The organism is uncultured Ramlibacter sp. (assembly GCF_936925435.1).
Lineage (GTDB): Bacteria > Pseudomonadota > Gammaproteobacteria > Burkholderiales > Burkholderiaceae_C > Ramlibacter.
Genome location: NZ_CAKZHQ010000033.1, coordinates 1 through 18,021, shown reverse-complemented (window position 1 = coordinate 18,021; position 18,021 = coordinate 1). Strand labels below are relative to the sequence as shown.

The window sequence follows — 18,021 nt, the reverse complement described above, 5'->3', positions numbered from 1 at the left end:
CCCTGCTCACCATCTCCCTCAGGGCTTCTGGCACTGTGGGCAGAAGTACGTAGCCCTCTGGCCCTGGACGATGCGCTTGATGGGCGCAGCACAGACGCGGCATGGCTGGCCGGCCCGGTCGTAGACCATGGCATCGAGCTGGAAGTGGCCCGCCTCGCCATGGGCATTGGAAAAGTCGCGCAGTGTGCTGCCGCCCTTACGCACCGCTTCGGCCAGCACCTGCCGGATGGCTGCGTGCAGCTTGCGGGCCCGCGGCAGGCTGATGCGTGAAGCCCGTTGGGTGGGACGGATGCCGGCCAGGAACAGCGCCTCGGAGGCGTAGATGTTGCCCACGCCAACCACCAGGGCACCGGCCAGCAGCACCTGCTTGATGGGCGACTGGCGGGACTTCAGGGCCGCATGAAAAACCAGGGCGTCGAAATCCCCTGTCAATGGCTCTGCACCCAGGCCACCCAGCAGCTTGACCGCTTGCGCGGCATCCTCGCCGTCCGCATAGACCACGGCCCCAAAGCGCCTCGGGTCGTTCAGCCGCAGCACGCCCTGGCTGGTGGCAAGCTCGAAATGGTCGTGTGGGCCGGGTGGCGGGAGGCGGTCCGCAAACCCCAGGCTGCCCGACATGCCCAGGTGCAGCAGCAGCAGGCCGCGGTCCAGGTCGACCAGCAGGTACTTGCCGCGCCGCCGCACCCCCAGCACCGTGCGATCGGCCAGATCGGCCGGATCGCAACCCAGGGGCCAGCGCAGCGGCTTGCCCAGCCGGGCCGACAGCACGCGTGCACCGGCGATGCGGCTGGCAAAACTCAGGCGCGTGACCTCGACTTCTGGTAGTTCAGGCATATGGATGGACGGGCCGGATTATGATGGTTTCAATGAAGCGCCCCACCCGCCTTGCCACCGGCACGCTGCTCCTGTTGGCCCTTGGCCAGCAGGCCCTGGCGCAATCCCCGGACACCTCCCCGGCCGAAACCGCCGAAATCCCCAGCGCGCTCGATGCAGAAATGTTCTACCAGCTGCTGCTGGGCGAGATCAATGCCCGCGGCACGGAGCCTGCGGCAGGCTATGCCCTGGTGCTCGATGCCGCCCGCAAGACCAATGACCCGGCGCTCTACCAGCGGGCAGTGGACATCGCATTCCAGTCACGCTCGGCCGATGCGGCGCTGCAGGCGGCTCGCGCCTGGAAGCAGGCCCACCCCGGCTCGCGGGAGGCCAACCGCTATGTGTTGCAAATCCTGCTGGCGCTCAACCGGGTGGCCGACAGCGCCGAACCGCTCAAGAGCGAGGTCGCTCTGGCCCCCGCCAAGGATCGCAGCGCCGTGCTGGCCCTGGTACCGCGCAGCTATGCGCGCGTGAGCGACAAGAAGCTGGCAGCCAGCGTGGTCGAACAGGCGCTGGCCGAATACCTGGCGAGCCCGGCCACCGGCGCCGCCGCCTGGACCAGCGTCGGCCGTGTGCGCCTGGCTGCGGGCGACAGCACAGGCGCGCTGGAAGCTGCACGCCGCGGCCAGGCGGCCGGCCCGCGCGCCGAAGCGCCGGTGCTGCTGGCCCTGGAAATGATGGATCCCAAGCAGCCCCAGGCCGAGGCCATCGTGCGCAAGTACATGGAGGGCAAGCCCCTGCCAGAACTGCGCATGGGTTACGCCCGCGCACTGTTGGACAGCCAGCGCTACGCCGAAGCCTCCCAGCAGCTGCAGGTCATCACCGCGGAGAAGCCCGACTTCCCCGAAGCCTGGCTGGTGCAGGGAACCCTGCAGGTCCAGGACAATCAGCTCGGTCCGGCAGAAGCTTCGCTCAAGCGTTATGTGGAACTGGCGCAGGCCCAGCGCTCCGGCGAAGACCGCAGCCGCGGCCTGGCCCAGGCCTACCTGGCACTGTCGCAGATCGCGGAAAAGCGCAAGGACTACGTGCTGGCCGGCGCCTGGCTGGACAAGATCGAGAACGCCCAGGACCTGGTGTCGGCGCAGAACCGGCGCGCCTCCATCCTGGCGCGTCAGGGGAAGCTGGATGAGGCCCGAAAGCTGCTGCGCGCCCTGCCCGAACGCACGCCGGCCGACGCCCGCGCCAAGTTGATGGCGGAAACCCAGCTGCTGCGCGAGAACAAGCAGTACAAGCCGGCGTACGACCTGCTCGCCGATGCGATCGCCAAGGATCCCAAGGACATCGACCTGGTCTATGACCAGGCCATGCTGGCCGAAAAGCTGGGCGACATGGCGCAGATGGAACGGCTGCTGCGCCAGGTGATCGCGGCCAAGCCCGACTACCACCACGCCTACAACGCGCTGGGCTACTCCTTTGCCGATCGCAACGTCCGCCTGCCCGAAGGCAAGGAACTGATCGAAAAAGCCCTGCAGTACGCGCCTGGCGACCCCTTCATCAGCGACAGCCTGGGCTGGGTGGAGTTCCGCCTGGGCAACAAGGCCGAGGCCTTGCGCATCCTGGACACGGCCTACAAGGCCAAGCCCGACGCCGAGATCGCCGCCCATCTGGGCGAAGTGCTCTGGAACATGGGCCAGCGCGAGCGGGCGCAGGCCATTTGGAAAGAAGGCCTGCTGCTGAACAACGAGAACGAAACCCTGCAGGAAACCTTGAAGCGCCTGCGCGTCAAGCCATGAGCCGCCGGGCCGCGCTGGCGCGCCTGGCCGCGGGCGGGCTCGCAGTCGCTACTGTTTTGATAGCTGGCTGCGCCCATCCGACGGGGTCTAGAGGGCCAATTGACCCTGAAATCGGGCCCTGGACCGGGCGCCTTGCCTTGCAGGTCCAGGACCGCCCCGACCAGTCCTTCTCGGCCGGCTTCGAGCTGCGCGGCAAGGCCCCACAGGGCGCGCTCACGCTGTTCAACCCCATAGGCGGGACCCTGGCGGTCCTCAACTGGGCACCCGGTTCGGCCACCCTGCAGTCCGGCGGGCAGTTGCGGCAGTTCGACTCGGTCGACGCCCTGGTCGTCCAGGCCACGGGCTCGGCCATTCCGGTCGCGGCGCTGTTCGAATGGCTGGCAGGCCGCAACACCGCCGTCCCCGGCTGGCAGGCTGACCTCAGCCAGCTGGGCGAGGGCAGGCTGCGCGCCCAGCGCCAGAGCCCTTCGCCCGCCGCCGACCTGCGGGTGGTGCTGGACCGGCCATGAAAGCGCTGTACGACGTCCCGGCACCGGCCAAGCTCAATCTCTTCCTCCATGTGACAGGCCGGCGGGCCGACGGCTACCACCTGTTGCAGTCGGCCTTCATGCTGGTGGACTGGCACGACAGCCTGAACTTCGAGCTGCGCACCGATGGCGCGCTGAGCCGGGAAGATCTGGGCGCGCCCTTGCCGGCGGACGATCTGGTGCTGCGCGCCGCCCGCGCCCTGCAAGCGGCCTCCGGCACCGACCTGGGCGCCCACATCGGTATCGACAAGGTGCTGCCGGCGCAGGCCGGGATGGGCGGAGGCTCCTCGGACGCCGCCTCCTGCCTGCTGGCACTGAACCGACTGTGGCAGTTGAACCTGCCATTGGCGCAACTGGAGGGCATCGGCCTGACGCTGGGTGCCGACGTTCCTTTTTTTCTGCGCGGGCGCAATGCCTGGGTCGAGGGAATCGGTGAGAAAATCGTCCCCATCGCCTTGCCGCCGGAGCATTTTGCGGTGGTCAAGCCCGCGCAAGGACTGGAAACCTCACGCATCTTTAGCGACCAGGCGCTGGACCGCAGCACCAAGCCTGCTATAATTTCAGGCTTTGCTGCAGACCCCTACGGATTTGGCCGTAACGACTTGCAGCCGGTTGCCCAGAGGCTTTGCCCCGGCGTCACCCAGGCCCTCGATTGGCTTGGCACGCAGGGCCTGCAAGGTAGGATGACAGGCTCGGGAAGCGCGGTGTTTGCGAGATTGCCTCAGGGCCAGGAACTGTCACCGGTTCCGGCCGGCTGGCAATCCAGGGAATGCAGCAATCTGGAGGTTCATCCCTTGGCGGGATGGGCATCCAGCGACGATTGATCGGTGGGCCGCTGATTGCAGCGGTCGACCAGTGTAGGGGAGTCGCCAAGTTGGTTAAGGCACTGGATTTTGATTCCAGCATGCGAAGGTTCGAATCCTTCTTCCCCTGCCAAAATTCGAACGATGCGCGTCTACGCGTCGTCACGCCGGGCGTACGGCAACAAGGTTAAACACTCTGGGACCGTCATGCAGGTTGCTCCCCATCCCGATTTCATGGTGTTCACCGGCAACGCCAATCCCGGCCTTGCTGCCGAGATTGCGGGCCACCTGGGCATCACGCTAGGCGCCGCAAGCGTAGGCCGCTTCTCCGACGGTGAGGTCACCGTCGAGATCAACACCAACGTGCGCGCACGTGACGTCTTCGTGGTGCAGTCGACCTGCGCCCCGACCAACGAGAACCTGATGGAACTGCTGATCATGGTCGACGCGCTCAAGCGCGCCTCGGCCGAGCGGATCAGCGCCGTCATCCCCTATTTCGGCTATGCCCGCCAGGACCGCCGCCCGCGCTCGAGCCGGGTTCCGATCTCGGCCAAGGTGGTGGCCAATCTGCTGCAGACGGTGGGTGTGTCGCGGGTCCTGACCATGGACCTGCACGCCGACCAGATCCAGGGTTTCTTCGACATCCCGGTGGACAACATCTATGCGTCGCCGGTGCTGCTGAGCGACCTGCGGCTGAAGAATTACGAAGACCTGATCGTGGTCTCGCCGGATGTCGGCGGCGTGGTGCGGGCCCGGGCCCTCGCTAAGCAGCTCAACACCGACCTGGCCATCATCGACAAGCGCCGGCCCAAGGCCAACGTGAGCGAAGTGATGCACGTGATCGGCGAGATCGAAGGCCGCAACTGCGTGATCATGGACGACATGATCGACACGGCCGGCACGCTGGTCAAGGCCGCCGAAGTGCTCAAGGAGCGCGGCGCGAAAAAGGTTTACGCGTATTGCACGCACCCGATCTTCTCGGGCCCGGCCATCGAGCGCATCGCCAAGGGCAGCGCGCTCGACGAAGTGGTGGTGACCGACACCATCCCGCTGTCCGACGCCGGCCGCGGCTGCGCCAAGATCCGCCAGCTGTCCGTGGCGCCGCTGATCGCCGAGACGATCCAGCGCATCGCCAAGGGCGAGTCGGTGATGAGTCTGTTCTCGGACCAGGAAAATCTCTTTTAAGAGATTTCAATCAAAACCTTTCAAGGTTTCGAAACCTGTTCTGAGGCATCGAGTGGACCGGGCACTACCGGTCCTTTTTTGAAACGGAGCCACACTGGTCGCGGTGGGCTCTTGACTGGAGTTGACTATGAAATTCGTCGCTTTTGAGCGCGCCAAGCAGGGCACGGGTGCGAGCCGCCGTCTCCGCATCACCGGCCGCACGCCCGGCATCGTTTACGGGGGCAGCGAGCCCCAGATGATCGAGATCGATCACAACGCCCTGTGGCACGCCCTGAAGAAGGAAGCGTTCCACGCCACCATCCTCGAGATGGAACTGGGTGGCAAGACCGGCAAGGTGCTGCTGCGCGACGTGCAGATGCACCCGTACAAGCAACTGGTCCAGCACGTGGACTTCCAGCGCGTGGACGCCACGACCAAGCTGCACATGAAGGTGCCGCTGCACTACGTCAAGTCCGAAGAATCCCAGGCCATCAAGTTCGAGCACTGCGTGGTCAACCACGTCCTGTCCGAAATCGACATCTCCTGCCTGCCGGCCGACCTGCCCGAGTTCATCGAGGTGGACCTGTCGGGCCTGAAGAAGGGCGTGTCCCTGCACCTGAACGACATCACGCTGCCCAAGGGCGTGATCGCCGTCACCCGCGGCAAGCCCAATCCGGTGCTGGTCTCGGTCGTGACCGTGGCTGAAGCCGAAGAGCCGGCCGCAGGCGCTGCCCCGGCAGCCGACGCCAAGGCTGATGCCAAGGCCGCCCCGGCCAAGGATGGCAAGGCCGCTGCCAAGCCCGCCGCCAAGAAGTAAGCCTCCCGGCTTGCGCCCAGACGGCCCGCTTCGGCGGGCCGTTTGCATTGCGGGCCCCCAATTGCAGCCTCGATAATCCGTCCCCATGATCAAACTGTTCGTCGGCCTGGGCAACCCGGGCGCTGAGTACGAAGCCACCCGCCACAACGCCGGCTTCTGGTGGGTCGACGCGCTGGCGCGCGACCTCAAGCTCAATCTCAGCCACGACCGCAGCTACCACGGCCTGGTGGCGCGCACCAGCGTGCAGGGCCAGACCCTGTGGCTGCTGGAGCCGCAGACCTTCATGAACGTCTCGGGCAAGTCGGTGGCGGCGCTGGCGCGCTTCTTCAAGATCGCGCCCGAAGAAATCCTGGTGGCGCACGACGAGCTCGACGTGGTGCCGGGCCAGGCCAAGCTCAAGTTCGGCGGCAGCCATGCCGGTCACAACGGCCTGCGCGACATCCACGCCCAGCTGGGCTCGGGCGACTACTGGCGGCTGCGCCTGGGCATTGGCCACCCCGGCGTCAAGGCCGAGGTGATCAACTGGGTGCTGAAAAAGCCCTCGCCTGAACAGAGGACCGCGATCGAGGACTGCGTAGATCGCACACTCAAGGCCGTGCCCGCCATGCTGGCCGGCGAGATGGACAAGGCCACGGCCATCGTCCACACCAGCAAGCCGCCCCGGCCCAAGCCACCACGGCCCGAAGGCGTCTGAGTCCCGTCAGGTGGTGGCGCCAAGGAGGGTATCCATGCTGCGCAAAACCGCTTTCGCTACATTTTTCATAGCGCCATTCGTCCAGTGGACGGGGGCTACAGCCCAGAACGTCTACAAATGCGGGCACAGCTACAGCCAGCAGCCCTGCGCCGGAGGCTCCGCCGTGCAGGCCGGCGACGCACGTAGCCCTGAGCAGAAGGCCCAGGCCGACGCCGCCACCCGGCGTGACGCCAAAACTGCGGACGCGATGGAAAAAGAGCGCGTCAAGCAGGAGGCCAGACCCGCGCAGGTCTCCATCCCGCCGCCCCGGCCGCAAGCGGATGCGCCCAGCGCCAAGGCGAAAAAACCCGAAGTCTTCAAGGCCAGCGCACCGGCTCAACCTGACGCCAAGCCGCAGAAAAAGAAGACGGCGAAAAAAGAAGGCTAGGCCGCGCCCGGGGACGGCGGCAGGCTTGCCGCGTCGGCCTCCTGCTGCGTCAGGCGGTGGTACTTCTGCCACAGGGTCTCACGGCCCTCCACATGGGCTGGGTTGACCGGGATGCAGGCCACGGGGCAGACCTGCACGCATTGGGGCTCGTCGAAGTGGCCCACGCACTCGGTGCACTTGGATGGGTCGATCTCGTAGATTTCCACCCCGAGATAGATCGCCTGGTTGGGGCATTCGGGTTCGCAGACATCGCAGTTGATGCACTCGTCGGTAATCATCAATGCCATCTGCGCAAAACCTCCTGGTACGGTTCTGGCATTATCGGCGCCTCGATGAGTCTTTTCCTTTTCAAGCGCCTGATCACCCTGGTAGCAACACTGGTGGGCGCCTCGGTGGTGGTGTTCCTGGTCCTGGAGATTCTTCCGGGCAATGCGGCGCAGATCCTGATGGGCCCCGATGCCTCGCCCGAGGCGGTGCAGGCGCTGGCGGCCAAGCTGGGCATCGACCGGCCAGCCTTCGAGCGCTACTGGCATTGGGTGAGCGGCATGCTCACGGGCGACCTGGGCCTGAGTTACGCCTACAGCACGCCGGTGTCGGAACTGGTCGCCGAGCGCCTGGCCCTGACGGTGCCACTGGCCGTGATCGCCATGGCCCTGACCACCGTGATCGCCCTGTCGGCCGGCATCTACGCAGCGGCCCGCCACAACAAGCTGGGCGACGTCGGTGTGATGGGGCTGTCGCAGATCGGCATCGCCATCCCCAATTTCTGGTTCGCCATCCTGCTGATCCTGCTGTTCGCCGTGCACCTCCAATGGTTCTCGGCCGGCGGCTTCCCGGGTTGGGACGAAGGCGTTCTCGAGGGCCTGAAGGCCTTGCTGCTGCCGGCGATCTCGCTGGCCGTGGTGCAGGGCGCCATTCTGGCGCGCATCACGCGCTCGGCCGTGCTGGAAGTGCTGCGCGAGGATTTCGTGCGCACTGCGCGCGCCAAGGGCGTGTCCCGCCGGCGCACGCTGTGGTTCCATGTGCTGCGCAACGCCATGATCCCGGTGGTGACCGTCATGGGCCTGCAGTTCGCCGAACTGCTGGCCGGCACCATCGTGGTGGAAAACGTCTTCTACCTGCCGGGCCTGGGCCGGCTGATCTTCCAGTCCATCTCCAACCGCGATCTGATCGTGGTGCGCAACTGCGTAATGCTGCTGGCGGCCATGGTGGTCATCGTCAACTTCGTGGTCGACGTGCTCTATGCCGTGATCGATCCGCGCGTGAAAGCATCTGACATATGAGCGCTGTTGCTGTCGCCTTGCCGCCGGCCGGCCCGGGTTTTTGGCGCCGCGCGCTGCGCCATCCCAGCTTTGCCATCGGCGCCGTCCTGAGCGTGCTGCTGGCGGCAGCGGCCGCCCTGTCCTATCTGTGGACGCCTTACTCGCCGTATGAGGTCGACATGGCTTCCAAGCTGCTGGCGCCAAGTGCCAGCCACTGGATGGGCACGGACGTCTATGGCCGTGACGTGGTCAGCCTGCTGCTGGTGGGCGCGCGCGCCTCCATCGCGGTGGGCGTGATCGCCGTGGGCATCGGCCTGGTGATCGGCACGGCCCTGGGCCTGCTGGCGGCAGCGCGCCGGGGCTGGGTCGAAGAGGCCATCATGCGGCTGTCGGACTTCGGCTTCGCCTTCCCCGCCATCCTCTCGGCCATCATGCTCACCGCCGTCTTCGGCCCCGGCATGGTCAACGCCATCGTCGCCATCGGCATCTACAACATCCCCACCTTTGCGCGCATCACACGCGCTTCGGCCAACGCCGTCTGGTCGCGCGAGTTCGTGCTGGCGGCGCGGGCCTGTGGCAAGGGTGCCTTGAGCATCACGATCGAGCACGTGCTGCCCAACATCGTCTCTGTTCTGGTGGTCCAGGCCACCATCCGTTTCGCCATCGCCATCCTGGCCGAGGCCGCCCTGTCCTACCTGGGCCTGGGCACGCAGCCGCCCCAGCCTTCCTGGGGCCGCATGCTCAGCGAAGCCCAGACCCTGATGTTCCAGGCACCCCTGCTGGCCGTGTTCCCCGGCGTGGCCATCGCGCTGGCGGTGATGGGCCTGAACCTGCTGGGCGACGGCCTGCGTGACCTGCTGGACCCGCGCCTGGCGAGGAAGAGATAAATGGCTTTGCTTGAAGTCTCCCACCTGGGCGTCGTGCTGCAGACCCACCGCGGGCCGGCGGCAGCGGTGCGCGACGTCAGCTTCACGCTGGAGCGCGGCCAGACCCTGGGCCTGGTGGGCGAGTCGGGCTGCGGCAAGTCCATCACCGCCATGTCCTTGCTGGGCCTGCTGCCGGACAACGCCCGCGTCAGCGGCAGCATCCGCCTGGACGGCCAGGAACTGGTGGGCAAGAGCGACGCGCAAATGGGCCAGCTGCGCGGCGACCGCATCGGCATGATCTTCCAGGAGCCGATGACGGCCCTCAACCCGGTCCACACCATTGCGCGCCAGGTGGCCGAGCCGCTGCGCCTGCACCGCGGCCTGGGCGCCAGCGAGGCGCGCAAGCAGGCCATCGCCCTGCTCGATCGCGTGGGCATCCCCGACGCAGCGCGGCGCGCCGACGCCTATCCGCACCAATTCTCCGGCGGCCAGCGCCAGCGCATCACCATTGCCATGGCCCTGGCCTGCGGCCCCGACCTGCTGATCGCCGACGAGCCGACCACGGCGCTGGACGTCACCGTGCAGCAGCAGATCCTGGACCTGATTCGCGAACTGGTGGCCGAGCGCGGCATGGCCATGATCCTGATCTCGCACGACCTGGGCGTGATCGCCCAGAACGTGGAACGCATGCTGGTGATGTACGGCGGCAGCGTGGTGGAAAGCGGCAGCACGGCCGCGGTCTTCAGCCACCGAGCCCACCCCTACACCCAGGGCCTGTTCGGCGCCCGGCCGGCCCTGGGCGCGCCCAAGGGCCAGCGCCTGACCACCATCGCCGGCACCGTGCCCGAGCTGGTCGACCTGCCGCGCGGCTGCCCCTTCGCCGGCCGCTGCCGCTTGACCATCCCCGAGTGCCACGTCACGGCGCCGCCTCCTGAGGCGCTGGAGCCGGGCCACACCGTGCGCTGCATCCGCCTGGATGCCGTGGCAGCCGAAACCAGGGGGGTGCTTGCATGAATGCACCACTGCTGCAGGTCGAGAACCTGGTGCGCGAATACACCATGCCGCGCGAGAAGCTCTTGGGCCCGCCGCCCAAGGTCCATGCGCTCAACGGCGTGAGCTTTCGCATCGAGGCCGGCCGCAGCCTGGGCATCGTGGGCGAGTCGGGCTCGGGCAAGTCCACGCTGGCACGCCTGGTGATGGCGCTGGACCAGCCGACCTCGGGCAGCGTGCGCCTGCTGGGGCGTGACCTGCACACCCTGCCGCGCGAGGAGCTGCGCCTGGCGCGGCGCGACTTCCAGATGGTGTTCCAGGACCCCTACGGCTCGCTGGACCCGCGCCAGACGGTGGAGCGCATCGTCACCGAGCCGCTGTCGGCCCAGGGCGGGACCAGCCGCGCCGACCAGCGCCAGCGCGCGCAGCAGACCCTGGATTCGGTGGGCCTGCGCGCCAACGACCTGGACAAGTACCCGCATGAATTCTCCGGCGGCCAGCGCCAGCGCATCGCCATCGCCCGCGCCCTGATCACACGGCCGCGGCTGATCGTGGCCGACGAGCCGGTCAGCGCGCTGGACGTGTCGGTCCAGGCCCAGGTGCTCAACCTGATGCAGGACCTGCAGACGGAGTTCGGCATCACCTACATGCTGATCAGCCATGACCTGGCCGTGGTGCACCACCTGTGCGACGAGGTCGCGGTGTTGTTCCAGGGCCGCATCGTGGAGCAGGGTCCGCCCGAAAAGCTGTTCCAAGCGGCCGAACATCCCTACACCCGCACCCTGCTGGCCGCCGTGCCGCGCGCCGAGCCGCCTGCGCGCAACGCCGTCAGCCCTGCATAAGCAAATCCCTCTTGCCATCCCCGGCCGATCAATCTACCTTCGTGCTTTCCCTTCGTCCTTGCCTGGAGTTTTTCTCATGCTGAACCGACGCACAGTTCTCACTTCCGCCGCGCTGACCGCCACCCTGCCCCAGTTCGCACTGGCCCAGGGCCGCAAGGACTCCATCGTGATCGGCATGTCGCTGGAGCCGCCGGGCCTGGACCCGACCGCCGGCGCCGCTTCGGCCATCGCCGAAATCGTCCAGTACAACATCCTGGAGACACTGACCAAGATCAATCCGGACGGCAGCATCACGCCGCTGCTGGCCGAGAGCTGGGAAGTCTCGCCCGACCTCAAGACCTACACCTTCAAGCTGCGCAAGGGCGTGAAGTTCAGCAACGGCGAGCCCTTCAACGCCGACACGGTGAAGTTCGCCTTCACCCGCGCCGGCGGCGACAAGAGCACCAACAAGGACAAGCGCACCTTCGCCAACATCGGCGTGCAGGTGATCGATCCCTACACCGTGGTGCTGTTGAACAAGGAGATCGACCCTGATCTGCCCTTCCTCCTGGGCCAGGCCACGGCCGTGATCGTCGAGCCCAAGAGCGCCGACAGCAACGCCACCAAGCCCGTGGGCACAGGCCCTTACCAGTTGGATAGCTGGAGCAAGGGCTCCTCCGCCGTGCTGACCAAGTGGGCGGGCTTTCGCAACCCGGCCCTGGCCAAGATCAACAAGGTCACCTTCCGCTTCATCGCCGACCCGGCGGCCCAGGCTGCCGCCCTGCTGGCCGGCGACGTCGACGCCTTCCCGCGCATCGGCACCCGCGTCGTCCCGCAGTTCAAGAACAACGGCCAGTTCCAGGTGATCCTGGGCGGCACGCGCGCCAAGACCATCCTGGCGTTCAACAACAAGCGCAAGCCGCTGGACGACGTGCGCGTACGCCGCGCCATCCTGGCGGCGGTGGACCGCAAGGGCTTCATCGAGGCCGCAGCCGACGGCATGGGCACGCCCATCGGCAGCCACTACGTGCCGGGCGCCCCCGGCTATGTGGACACCACCGGCGTCAACCCCTTTGACGTGGAGAAGGCCAAGAAGCTGCTGGCCGAAGCCGGCGTGAAGACGCCGCTGGAGCTGACCATGACGCTGCCGCCCCCGCCCTACTCGCGCCAGGGCGGCGAGTTCATCGTGGCGGCGCTGGCCAAGATCGGCATCGTCGTCAAGACGCAGAACGTGGAGTGGGCCCAGTGGCTGTCCAACACCTACGGCGGCGCCAACAACTACGACCTGAGCATCATCTCGCACGTCGAGCCCTTCGACCTGGGCAACTACTCCAAGCCCGGCTACTACTGGGGCTACGAAGGCAAGGCCTTTGCCGCGGTCTACGACAAGCTCAAGACCACAGGCAACGCGGCCGAACGCAACAAGCTGCTGGGCGAGGCGCAGAAGATCCTGGCCACGGACGCGGCCAACGGCTTCCTGTACCAGCCGCAGTTCCCCACCATCGCCAAGAAGGGCGTCAAGGGCCTGTGGAGCGCCATGCCCATCCTGTGCAACGACCTGTCGACGATGTACTGGGGATAAAGTTGGTGATGCATGTCTGAGCAGTCCCCCCATGCGTTGCATGAACTTTCCGCAACCGAACTGATTGAAGGCTACCGCCGGCGCGATTTCTCGCCGGTGGAGGTCACGCAGTCCGTCCTCGGCCACATCGAGCGCTGGGAACAGCACCTGCACGCGCTCTACCTGCTGCGTCCCGAGCTGGCGCTGGAGCAGGCCAGGGCCAGCGAGGCGCGCTGGCTGCGCGGCGCGCCGCTGGGCCCCATCGACGGCGTGCCCACCACGGTCAAGGACAACATCGCCACCAAGGGCGACCCGACACCGCTGGGCACGGCCGCCATCGACCTGGTCCCTGCCGCGGCCGATGCGCCGCCGGCGGCGCGGGTGCGCGAATCCGGCGGCGTCATCGTCGCCAAGACCACCATGCCCGACTACGGCATGCTGTCCTCGGGACTGTCGAGTTTCCACAAGCTGGCGCGCAACCCCTGGGACCGTAGCAAGACGCCGGGCGGATCCAGCGCGGGCGCGGGTTCGGCGGCGGCCGCAGGCTATGGGCCATTGCACATCGGCACCGACATCGGCGGCTCGCTGCGCCTGCCGGCCGGCTGGTGCGGCATCTTCACCCTCAAGCCCAGCCTGGGCCGCATCCCGATTGACCCGCCCTACATGGGCCGCGCGGCCGGGCCAATGACGCGCACAGTTGCCGATGCGGCCCTGTTCATGCAGGTGCTCAGCGGAGCCGACGCGCGCGACAGCATGAACCTGCCCTGGCAGGACATCGCCTGGGGCGACCATGACCAGGGCGTGGCCAGGCTCAAGGGCTTGCGCATCGGCCTGATGCTCGAGGCCGGCTGCGGCCTGGCGGTGGAACCTGAAGTGCGCGCCGCAGTCGAGCATGCCGCCCGGCTGTTCGAGCGCGCCGGCGCCGTGGTCCTGCCCATGCAGCCCTTCATGACCCAGGCCATGCTCGACGGCATGGACCATTTCTGGCGCATGCGCTCGTGCATCGACATGAACGCACTGCCGCCAGCGAAGAAGGCCAAGGTCCTGCCCTACATCCAGGCCTGGGGCGACAGCGCCAACGGCATGAGCGGTGAAGCGGTGTTCAAGGCCTTCAGCCAGTTCCATGCGACGCGTCTGGCCGCCGTGCAGGCCACGGGCGGCTTCGACTACGTGATCTCGCCGACCTCGCCGGTGCCGGCCTTCGCAGCCGAACTGCCCTCGCCCACCAACGACCCGCTGCGGCCGCTGGAGCACATCGGCTTCACCGTGCCCTACAACATGTCGGAGCAGCCGGCCTCGTCGGTCAACTGCGGCTACACCGCCAGCGGCCTGCCGATCGGCCTGCAGATCGCCGGCAAGCGCTTCGACGACCTGGGCGTGCTGCAGGTCTCGCGCGCCTTTGAACTCATTCGCGAGGGCCAGCGGCCCTGGCCGCAGCCGCCCTCAGAAGCGCTGCACCATGTGGACTGACAGCCTCGGCAATCCGCTCACGCTGCAGGGCGCGGCCAGCCTGCCGGCGCTCAACGATTTCGTCGAGGGCTTCATCGCCAGCGAGGCCCGCGCCGCCGACATCCTGGCGGCAGCGCAGCATGACGGCAGCCCCATGGTCCAGGGTTACGCCGCGGCGGTCCACATGTTCGCCGAGTCCGCCGACGCGCCCGGCAATGCGCGGCCCTTCATCGAGCGCGCGCTGGCCGGCGCGGACCGCTGCACGCAGCGCGAGCAGCGCTTCCTGCAGGCCGTGAAGGCCTGGGTCGATGGCGACATCGGCAAGGCCATCGTGCTGCACGAAGAGCAGGCGCGTGAGCACCCGCGCGACCTGGCCTCCATCAAGCTGGGCCACTACCACCTGTTCAACCGCGGCGACTCGCCCGGCATGCTGCGCATGGCCCTGGCCGCCCTGAGCGCCGCCGGCGACGTGGCCTACCTGCACGGCATGCTGGCCTTTGCCTGGGAGCAGTGCCATGCGTTGCAAGAGGCCGAGGCCGCGGCGCGCAAGGCCATTGCCATGTGCCGCAAGGAACCCTGGGCCCACCACGCGCTGGCCCATGTGATGCTCACGCAGGGCCGCCTCAGCGAAGGCCACGCCTTTCTGCAGGAGGTCAGCTCCACCTGGACGGATCTGAACTCCTTCATGGTCACGCACAACTGGTGGCACCAGGCGCTGTTCGCGCTGGAACTGGACCGCCACGATGAGGTGCTGGCCCTGTACGACCAGCAGGTCTGGGGCGTGGCCAAGGCCTACAGCCAGGATCAGATCAACGCGGTTTCGCTGCTGGCACGGCTGGAACTGGCCGGCGTGGATGTGGGCGAGCGATGGGTCGACCTGGGCCAGTACCTGGCCGAGCGCACCGGCGACCAGGTCCTGCCCTTCCTGGACATGCAATACCTCTATGGCCTGGCGCGCTCAGGCCGGCCGGAGGCGCAGGCTCTGCTGCACAACATCGAGGCCCGCGCGCGCGAGGATGTGGAAGGTGCCTGGAACCAGGTCTGCCTGCCGGCCAGCCGCGGCCTGCTGGCCCATGCCGAGGGCGACATGGCTGCTGCCGTGAAAGAGTTGGGAAGCGCGCTGCCGCGCATGCTGGAGATCGGCGGCAGCCATGCCCAGCGCGATCTGTTCGCGCAGGTCCATCTCGATGCCATGGTTCGCAGCGGCCATCTGGGCGGCGCGCAGAACATCCTGCAGCAGCAGGTCCGCGCCCAGCCTGAATCCAGGCGCCTGCGAAGGCAGGCGGCGGCGCTCTACGCGTCGCTGGGGCTGTCTTCCGTCACGACCAGCTTCTTCTGATCGTAGACAGGCTGCTCGGGCATGTCTGCCAGGTGCGCCGTGTCGGCCCAGGCCAGGATGTCGATGCCGCCCTCGCGCATGCGCACACGGTTCACGCCTGCATTGGGGATGTCGCTCTGGCGCGGGCCGTTCAGGCCCAGCGACTGAGCCGTGCGCCAGACCATGTCGAGCACGCCGCCATGGGTGACGACCAGCAGGGTCTGGCCCGCATGCGCGGCTGCGATGCGGCGCATCGCTTCCATGACACGGGTGTGGAACTGGCGAGTGGACTCGCCCTCGGGCATGCAGTAGTCCTCGTGGAAACGCAGCCAGCCTTCCCAGGCGCCCGGGTGCTGGGCCTGGATCTCCTCCACGCTCATGCCGTCAACACGGCCAAAATTCTGCTCGCGCAGCGCGGCGTCGGTGACTGCCGGCAGGCCCAGTGCGCGCGCGGCGGGACCGGCGGTCTGCTGGGTGCGCAGCAGGTCGCTGGCGTAGATGCTGTCGACCCGCTCGCCGGCCAGCCTCTCGCCCAGCCGCCTGGCCTGCTCCAGGCCCATGGCGTTGAGGCCTGCATTGAAGTGGCCCTGGAAGCGCAGCTGGCGGTTCCAGTCGGTCTCGCCATGGCGGATCAGGATCAGTTCTGTCATGGGCAAATTATCCCAAGGGCTGCGCCAAGCGCCGATAGGCATTGCCCTTAAGCTGTTGCAAATGGCACAACTCCTTCTTCTTCCGGGGCTGGCAGGCGACAGCGCGATGTGGCGCGACCAGCTCGCCGCGCTCCATGGCCACGGGCCGCTGGTGACCGATGCCCACACACGCGCGTCCACCATCGAGGCCATGGCCGCGACCTTGCTGGCCGAGCATCCTGGCGATCTGCTGCTGTGCGGCGCCTCCATGGGCGGCATGGTCGCCATGGAGGCAGCACGCCAGGCCCCGCAGCGCGTGCGTGGACTGGCCTTGCTGGGAACGACGGCGCGGCCGGAGACGCCCGCCATGCAGGCCCTGCGCGAAGCGGCCATCGTGCTGTTCGAGCAGGGCCGCCTGGCCGAGGTCATCGAGCCCAATGTGGCCTTCGCTTTCCACCCGGACAACGCGAACAAGCCGGCCCTGGTCCAGGCCTACCTGGACTTCGTGCTGGGCGCCGGCGCCCAGCAGCTGGTAGCGCAAAACCGCGCCGTCATCGCCCGCCCCGATGCGCGCGTGCACCTGCCGCGGCTGCAGTGTCCGGTGCTGGTGCTGTGCGGCGAGGCCGATCAGCTGACACCGCCCGAATGCTCGCGGGAAATTGCTGCGCTGGCGCCGCGCTCGCGCCTGGTGATGCTGGCTGGCAGTGGCCACATGCTGACCATGGAACAGCCCCAGGCCGTCAACCAGGAGCTGCTGCGCTGGCTCCAGTTGCTACAAATACAGTAGCACATGAAGAAGCAGGGCCGGAGGCTATCGGCCTGCAGAGCCTTAAGAATCTAATCGCGGCCGAGACTGCGGACCTTTTCGGCCAGGCGCTGCTGCACGGTGGCCGAGACGAACTTGTCGACCTCGCCGCCCAGCACGGCGATCTCGCGCACGAAGGTGCTGCTGATGAACTGGTACTTGTCACTGGGCGTGAGAAAGACCGTCTCCACGTCGGGCATCAGGCTGCGGTTCATGCCGGCCAGCTGGAACTCGTAGTCGAAGTCGGTGACGGCGCGCAGGCCACGGACCATGGCCTTGCCGCCGCGGGAGACGACGAAGTCGCGCATCAGGCCGGAAAAACTCTCGACCTCGACCTGCGGGTAGGGCTTGGCCACCTCGCGTGCCATCTCGATGCGTTCCTGCAGCGTGAACATGGTCTTCTTGTGGTGGCCAGCCGCCACTGCCACGATCACCCGCTCGAACAGCTGGGTGGCCCGGCGCACCACGTCCTCATGGCCCAGGGTCATGGGGTCGAAGGTGCCGGGATAGACGGCGATCACGGGATGGGACAGGGGCATGGGCTCTCCTCAACGCAAGGAACCAACGGCAACGGTCGGACGCCGTTTGCTGCGCTGCATTATGACCTTTGGGCGGCGTCCGCGCGGCGCAGCAGATGGGCATGGACGGCGCCTGCCTTGAGGTGACGCTGCAGCGCCAGACCCAGCGGCGCCAGCGCCTCGTCGGACCAGGCCGTGGACGCCTCCAGATAGACCAGACCGTCCGCGGCCAGCGCCGGCAGGGCGGCGGCCAGGGCCTTGTCGTAGAGCCCGGCATCGAAAGGTGGGTCCAGGAAAACCAGGTCGGTCGCGCCCGGCGTCAGCCGCTGCAGGGCCGTCAGGCCGTTGCCACGCTCGACATGCACGGCCGTGGCCTGCAGCTTCTGCTGCACGGCCCGCAGCTGCGCCACCAGCTGCGGATCCTGCTCCACCAACAGCACCTGTGCGGCGCCGCGCGAGGCGGCTTCGAAGCCCAGGGCGCCGGTGCCGGCAAAGGCATCGACGCAGCGCCAGCCGCCCAGGTCCTGGCCCAGCCAGTTGAACAGGGTTTCGCGCACGCGGTCGGGGGTGGGGCGCAGGCCCGGCTTGTCCGCGACCTGGAGCTTGGTGCGCTTCCATTGGCCGCCGATGATGCGCACCTCGTTCGCGGGTCGGGACGGTGCGGTGGTGGGGGGGGGGGGGGGGGGGCCGGGGGGGGGGGGGGGGGGGGGGGGGGGGCGCGCCGCCCCGCCCGCGCCCCCCCCCCCCCCCAAAACCCACCGCCC

At 67.7% G+C, this 18,021-nt stretch carries 19 protein-coding genes, 1 tRNA gene and 1 pseudogene; 16 read left to right on the top strand and 5 right to left on the bottom strand.

The features are described from left to right. Positions 1 to 18: 18 nt before the first annotated feature. Positions 19 to 834 (bottom strand): bifunctional DNA-formamidopyrimidine glycosylase/DNA-(apurinic or apyrimidinic site) lyase, encoded by an 816-nt coding sequence (mutM, locus tag Q0632_RS14770; RefSeq protein WP_298931480.1) that lies wholly within the window; start codon positions 832 to 834, stop codon positions 19 to 21. A gap of 32 nt (positions 835 to 866) precedes the next feature. Here mutM and Q0632_RS14765 point away from each other — a divergent pair, with 32 nt between their 5' ends. The 8 genes from Q0632_RS14765 (at position 867) to Q0632_RS14730 (ending at position 7,038) form a co-directional block, all read left to right on the top strand. Continuing rightward, a complete protein-coding gene (locus tag Q0632_RS14765) occupies positions 867 to 2,606 on the top strand; it encodes a tetratricopeptide repeat protein (RefSeq protein WP_298931478.1) in 1,740 nt (579 codons plus the stop codon). Beyond that, on the top strand, positions 2,603 to 3,115 hold the full coding sequence (locus Q0632_RS14760) for an outer membrane lipoprotein LolB (protein ID WP_298931476.1): 513 nt from the start codon (positions 2,603 to 2,605) through the stop codon (positions 3,113 to 3,115). The genes Q0632_RS14765 and Q0632_RS14760 overlap by 4 nt, the downstream gene beginning before the upstream one ends. Next, entirely contained in the window at positions 3,112 to 3,957 is an 846-nt protein-coding gene (ispE, locus tag Q0632_RS14755; protein WP_298931475.1) for a 4-(cytidine 5'-diphospho)-2-C-methyl-D-erythritol kinase, read from the top strand. Before Q0632_RS14760 ends, ispE begins: the two co-directional genes overlap by 4 nt. Positions 3,958 to 3,992: 35 nt before the next feature. After that, positions 3,993 to 4,069: transfer RNA gene (locus Q0632_RS14750), tRNA-Gln, on the top strand. Positions 4,070 to 4,143: 74 nt separating this feature from the next. After that, complete coding sequence (locus tag Q0632_RS14745) at positions 4,144 to 5,121, top strand: ribose-phosphate pyrophosphokinase (protein ID WP_298931472.1); 978 nt, start codon at positions 4,144 to 4,146, stop codon at positions 5,119 to 5,121. Positions 5,122 to 5,248: 127 nt separating this feature from the next. Further along, positions 5,249 to 5,917 carry a 50S ribosomal protein L25/general stress protein Ctc gene (locus tag Q0632_RS14740; protein ID WP_298931470.1) on the top strand — a complete coding sequence of 223 codons (669 nt, stop codon included), beginning with the start codon at positions 5,249 to 5,251 and terminating at the stop codon, positions 5,915 to 5,917. Positions 5,918 to 6,002: 85 nt separating this feature from the next. Further along, positions 6,003 to 6,611 (top strand): aminoacyl-tRNA hydrolase, encoded by a 609-nt coding sequence (gene pth, locus Q0632_RS14735; RefSeq protein WP_298931468.1) that lies wholly within the window; start codon positions 6,003 to 6,005, stop codon positions 6,609 to 6,611. 34 nt (positions 6,612 to 6,645) lie between these two features. After that, complete coding sequence (locus Q0632_RS14730) at positions 6,646 to 7,038, top strand: hypothetical protein (protein ID WP_298931466.1); 393 nt, start codon at positions 6,646 to 6,648, stop codon at positions 7,036 to 7,038. On the opposite strand, the gene Q0632_RS14725 is transcribed toward Q0632_RS14730, so the two are convergent. Beyond that, the gene (locus tag Q0632_RS14725) at positions 7,035 to 7,325 is read right to left on the bottom strand and encodes a YfhL family 4Fe-4S dicluster ferredoxin (protein ID WP_298931464.1); all 291 of its coding nucleotides are present in this window, start codon (positions 7,323 to 7,325) and stop codon (positions 7,035 to 7,037) included. The two genes, Q0632_RS14730 and Q0632_RS14725, sit on opposite strands and share 4 nt — an antisense overlap. Before the next feature lie 45 nt (positions 7,326 to 7,370). Here Q0632_RS14725 and Q0632_RS14720 point away from each other — a divergent pair, with 45 nt between their 5' ends. From Q0632_RS14720 to Q0632_RS14690, 7 genes are all read left to right on the top strand, one after another. Then, positions 7,371 to 8,321: an ABC transporter permease gene (locus Q0632_RS14720; RefSeq protein WP_298931462.1), complete on the top strand. Its 951-nt coding sequence runs from the start codon at positions 7,371 to 7,373 to the stop codon at positions 8,319 to 8,321. Next, the gene (locus Q0632_RS14715) at positions 8,318 to 9,187 is read left to right on the top strand and encodes an ABC transporter permease (RefSeq protein WP_298931460.1); all 870 of its coding nucleotides are present in this window, start codon (positions 8,318 to 8,320) and stop codon (positions 9,185 to 9,187) included. The genes Q0632_RS14720 and Q0632_RS14715 overlap by 4 nt, the downstream gene beginning before the upstream one ends. Beyond that, the gene (locus tag Q0632_RS14710; RefSeq protein WP_298931458.1) at positions 9,188 to 10,180 is read left to right on the top strand and encodes an ABC transporter ATP-binding protein; all 993 of its coding nucleotides are present in this window, start codon (positions 9,188 to 9,190) and stop codon (positions 10,178 to 10,180) included. Beyond that, positions 10,177 to 10,998 (top strand): ATP-binding cassette domain-containing protein, encoded by an 822-nt coding sequence (locus Q0632_RS14705; protein WP_298931456.1) that lies wholly within the window; start codon positions 10,177 to 10,179, stop codon positions 10,996 to 10,998. Before Q0632_RS14710 ends, Q0632_RS14705 begins: the two co-directional genes overlap by 4 nt. Before the next feature lie 76 nt (positions 10,999 to 11,074). Then, positions 11,075 to 12,559: an ABC transporter substrate-binding protein gene (locus Q0632_RS14700; RefSeq protein ID WP_298931455.1), complete on the top strand. Its 1,485-nt coding sequence runs from the start codon at positions 11,075 to 11,077 to the stop codon at positions 12,557 to 12,559. Positions 12,560 to 12,571: 12 nt separating this feature from the next. Continuing rightward, positions 12,572 to 14,008, top strand: a complete 1,437-nt coding sequence (locus Q0632_RS14695) for an amidase (RefSeq protein ID WP_298931453.1) — start codon at positions 12,572 to 12,574, stop codon at positions 14,006 to 14,008. After that, a complete protein-coding gene (locus Q0632_RS14690) occupies positions 13,998 to 15,326 on the top strand; it encodes a tetratricopeptide repeat protein (RefSeq protein ID WP_298931451.1) in 1,329 nt (442 codons plus the stop codon). The genes Q0632_RS14695 and Q0632_RS14690 overlap by 11 nt, the downstream gene beginning before the upstream one ends. On the opposite strand, the gene Q0632_RS14685 is transcribed toward Q0632_RS14690, so the two are convergent. After that, the gene (locus Q0632_RS14685) at positions 15,281 to 15,955 is read right to left on the bottom strand and encodes a histidine phosphatase family protein (protein WP_298931449.1); all 675 of its coding nucleotides are present in this window, start codon (positions 15,953 to 15,955) and stop codon (positions 15,281 to 15,283) included. The genes Q0632_RS14690 and Q0632_RS14685 overlap by 46 nt on opposite strands. A 61-nt stretch (positions 15,956 to 16,016) precedes the next feature. Here Q0632_RS14685 and Q0632_RS14680 point away from each other — a divergent pair, with 61 nt between their 5' ends. Then, positions 16,017 to 16,721: an alpha/beta fold hydrolase gene (locus tag Q0632_RS14680; RefSeq protein ID WP_298931447.1), complete on the top strand. Its 705-nt coding sequence runs from the start codon at positions 16,017 to 16,019 to the stop codon at positions 16,719 to 16,721. 50 nt (positions 16,722 to 16,771) lie between these two features. Here Q0632_RS14680 and coaD read toward each other — a convergent pair whose 3' ends face one another. Both coaD and rsmD read right to left on the bottom strand, forming a co-directional pair. Further along, the gene (gene coaD, locus Q0632_RS14675) at positions 16,772 to 17,272 is read right to left on the bottom strand and encodes a pantetheine-phosphate adenylyltransferase (RefSeq protein WP_298931531.1); all 501 of its coding nucleotides are present in this window, start codon (positions 17,270 to 17,272) and stop codon (positions 16,772 to 16,774) included. Positions 17,273 to 17,337: 65 nt separating this feature from the next. Next, positions 17,338 to 17,901, bottom strand: a pseudogene (rsmD, locus tag Q0632_RS14670) (16S rRNA (guanine(966)-N(2))-methyltransferase RsmD); the annotation flags it as partial. Positions 17,902 to 18,021: the final 120 nt, after the last annotated feature.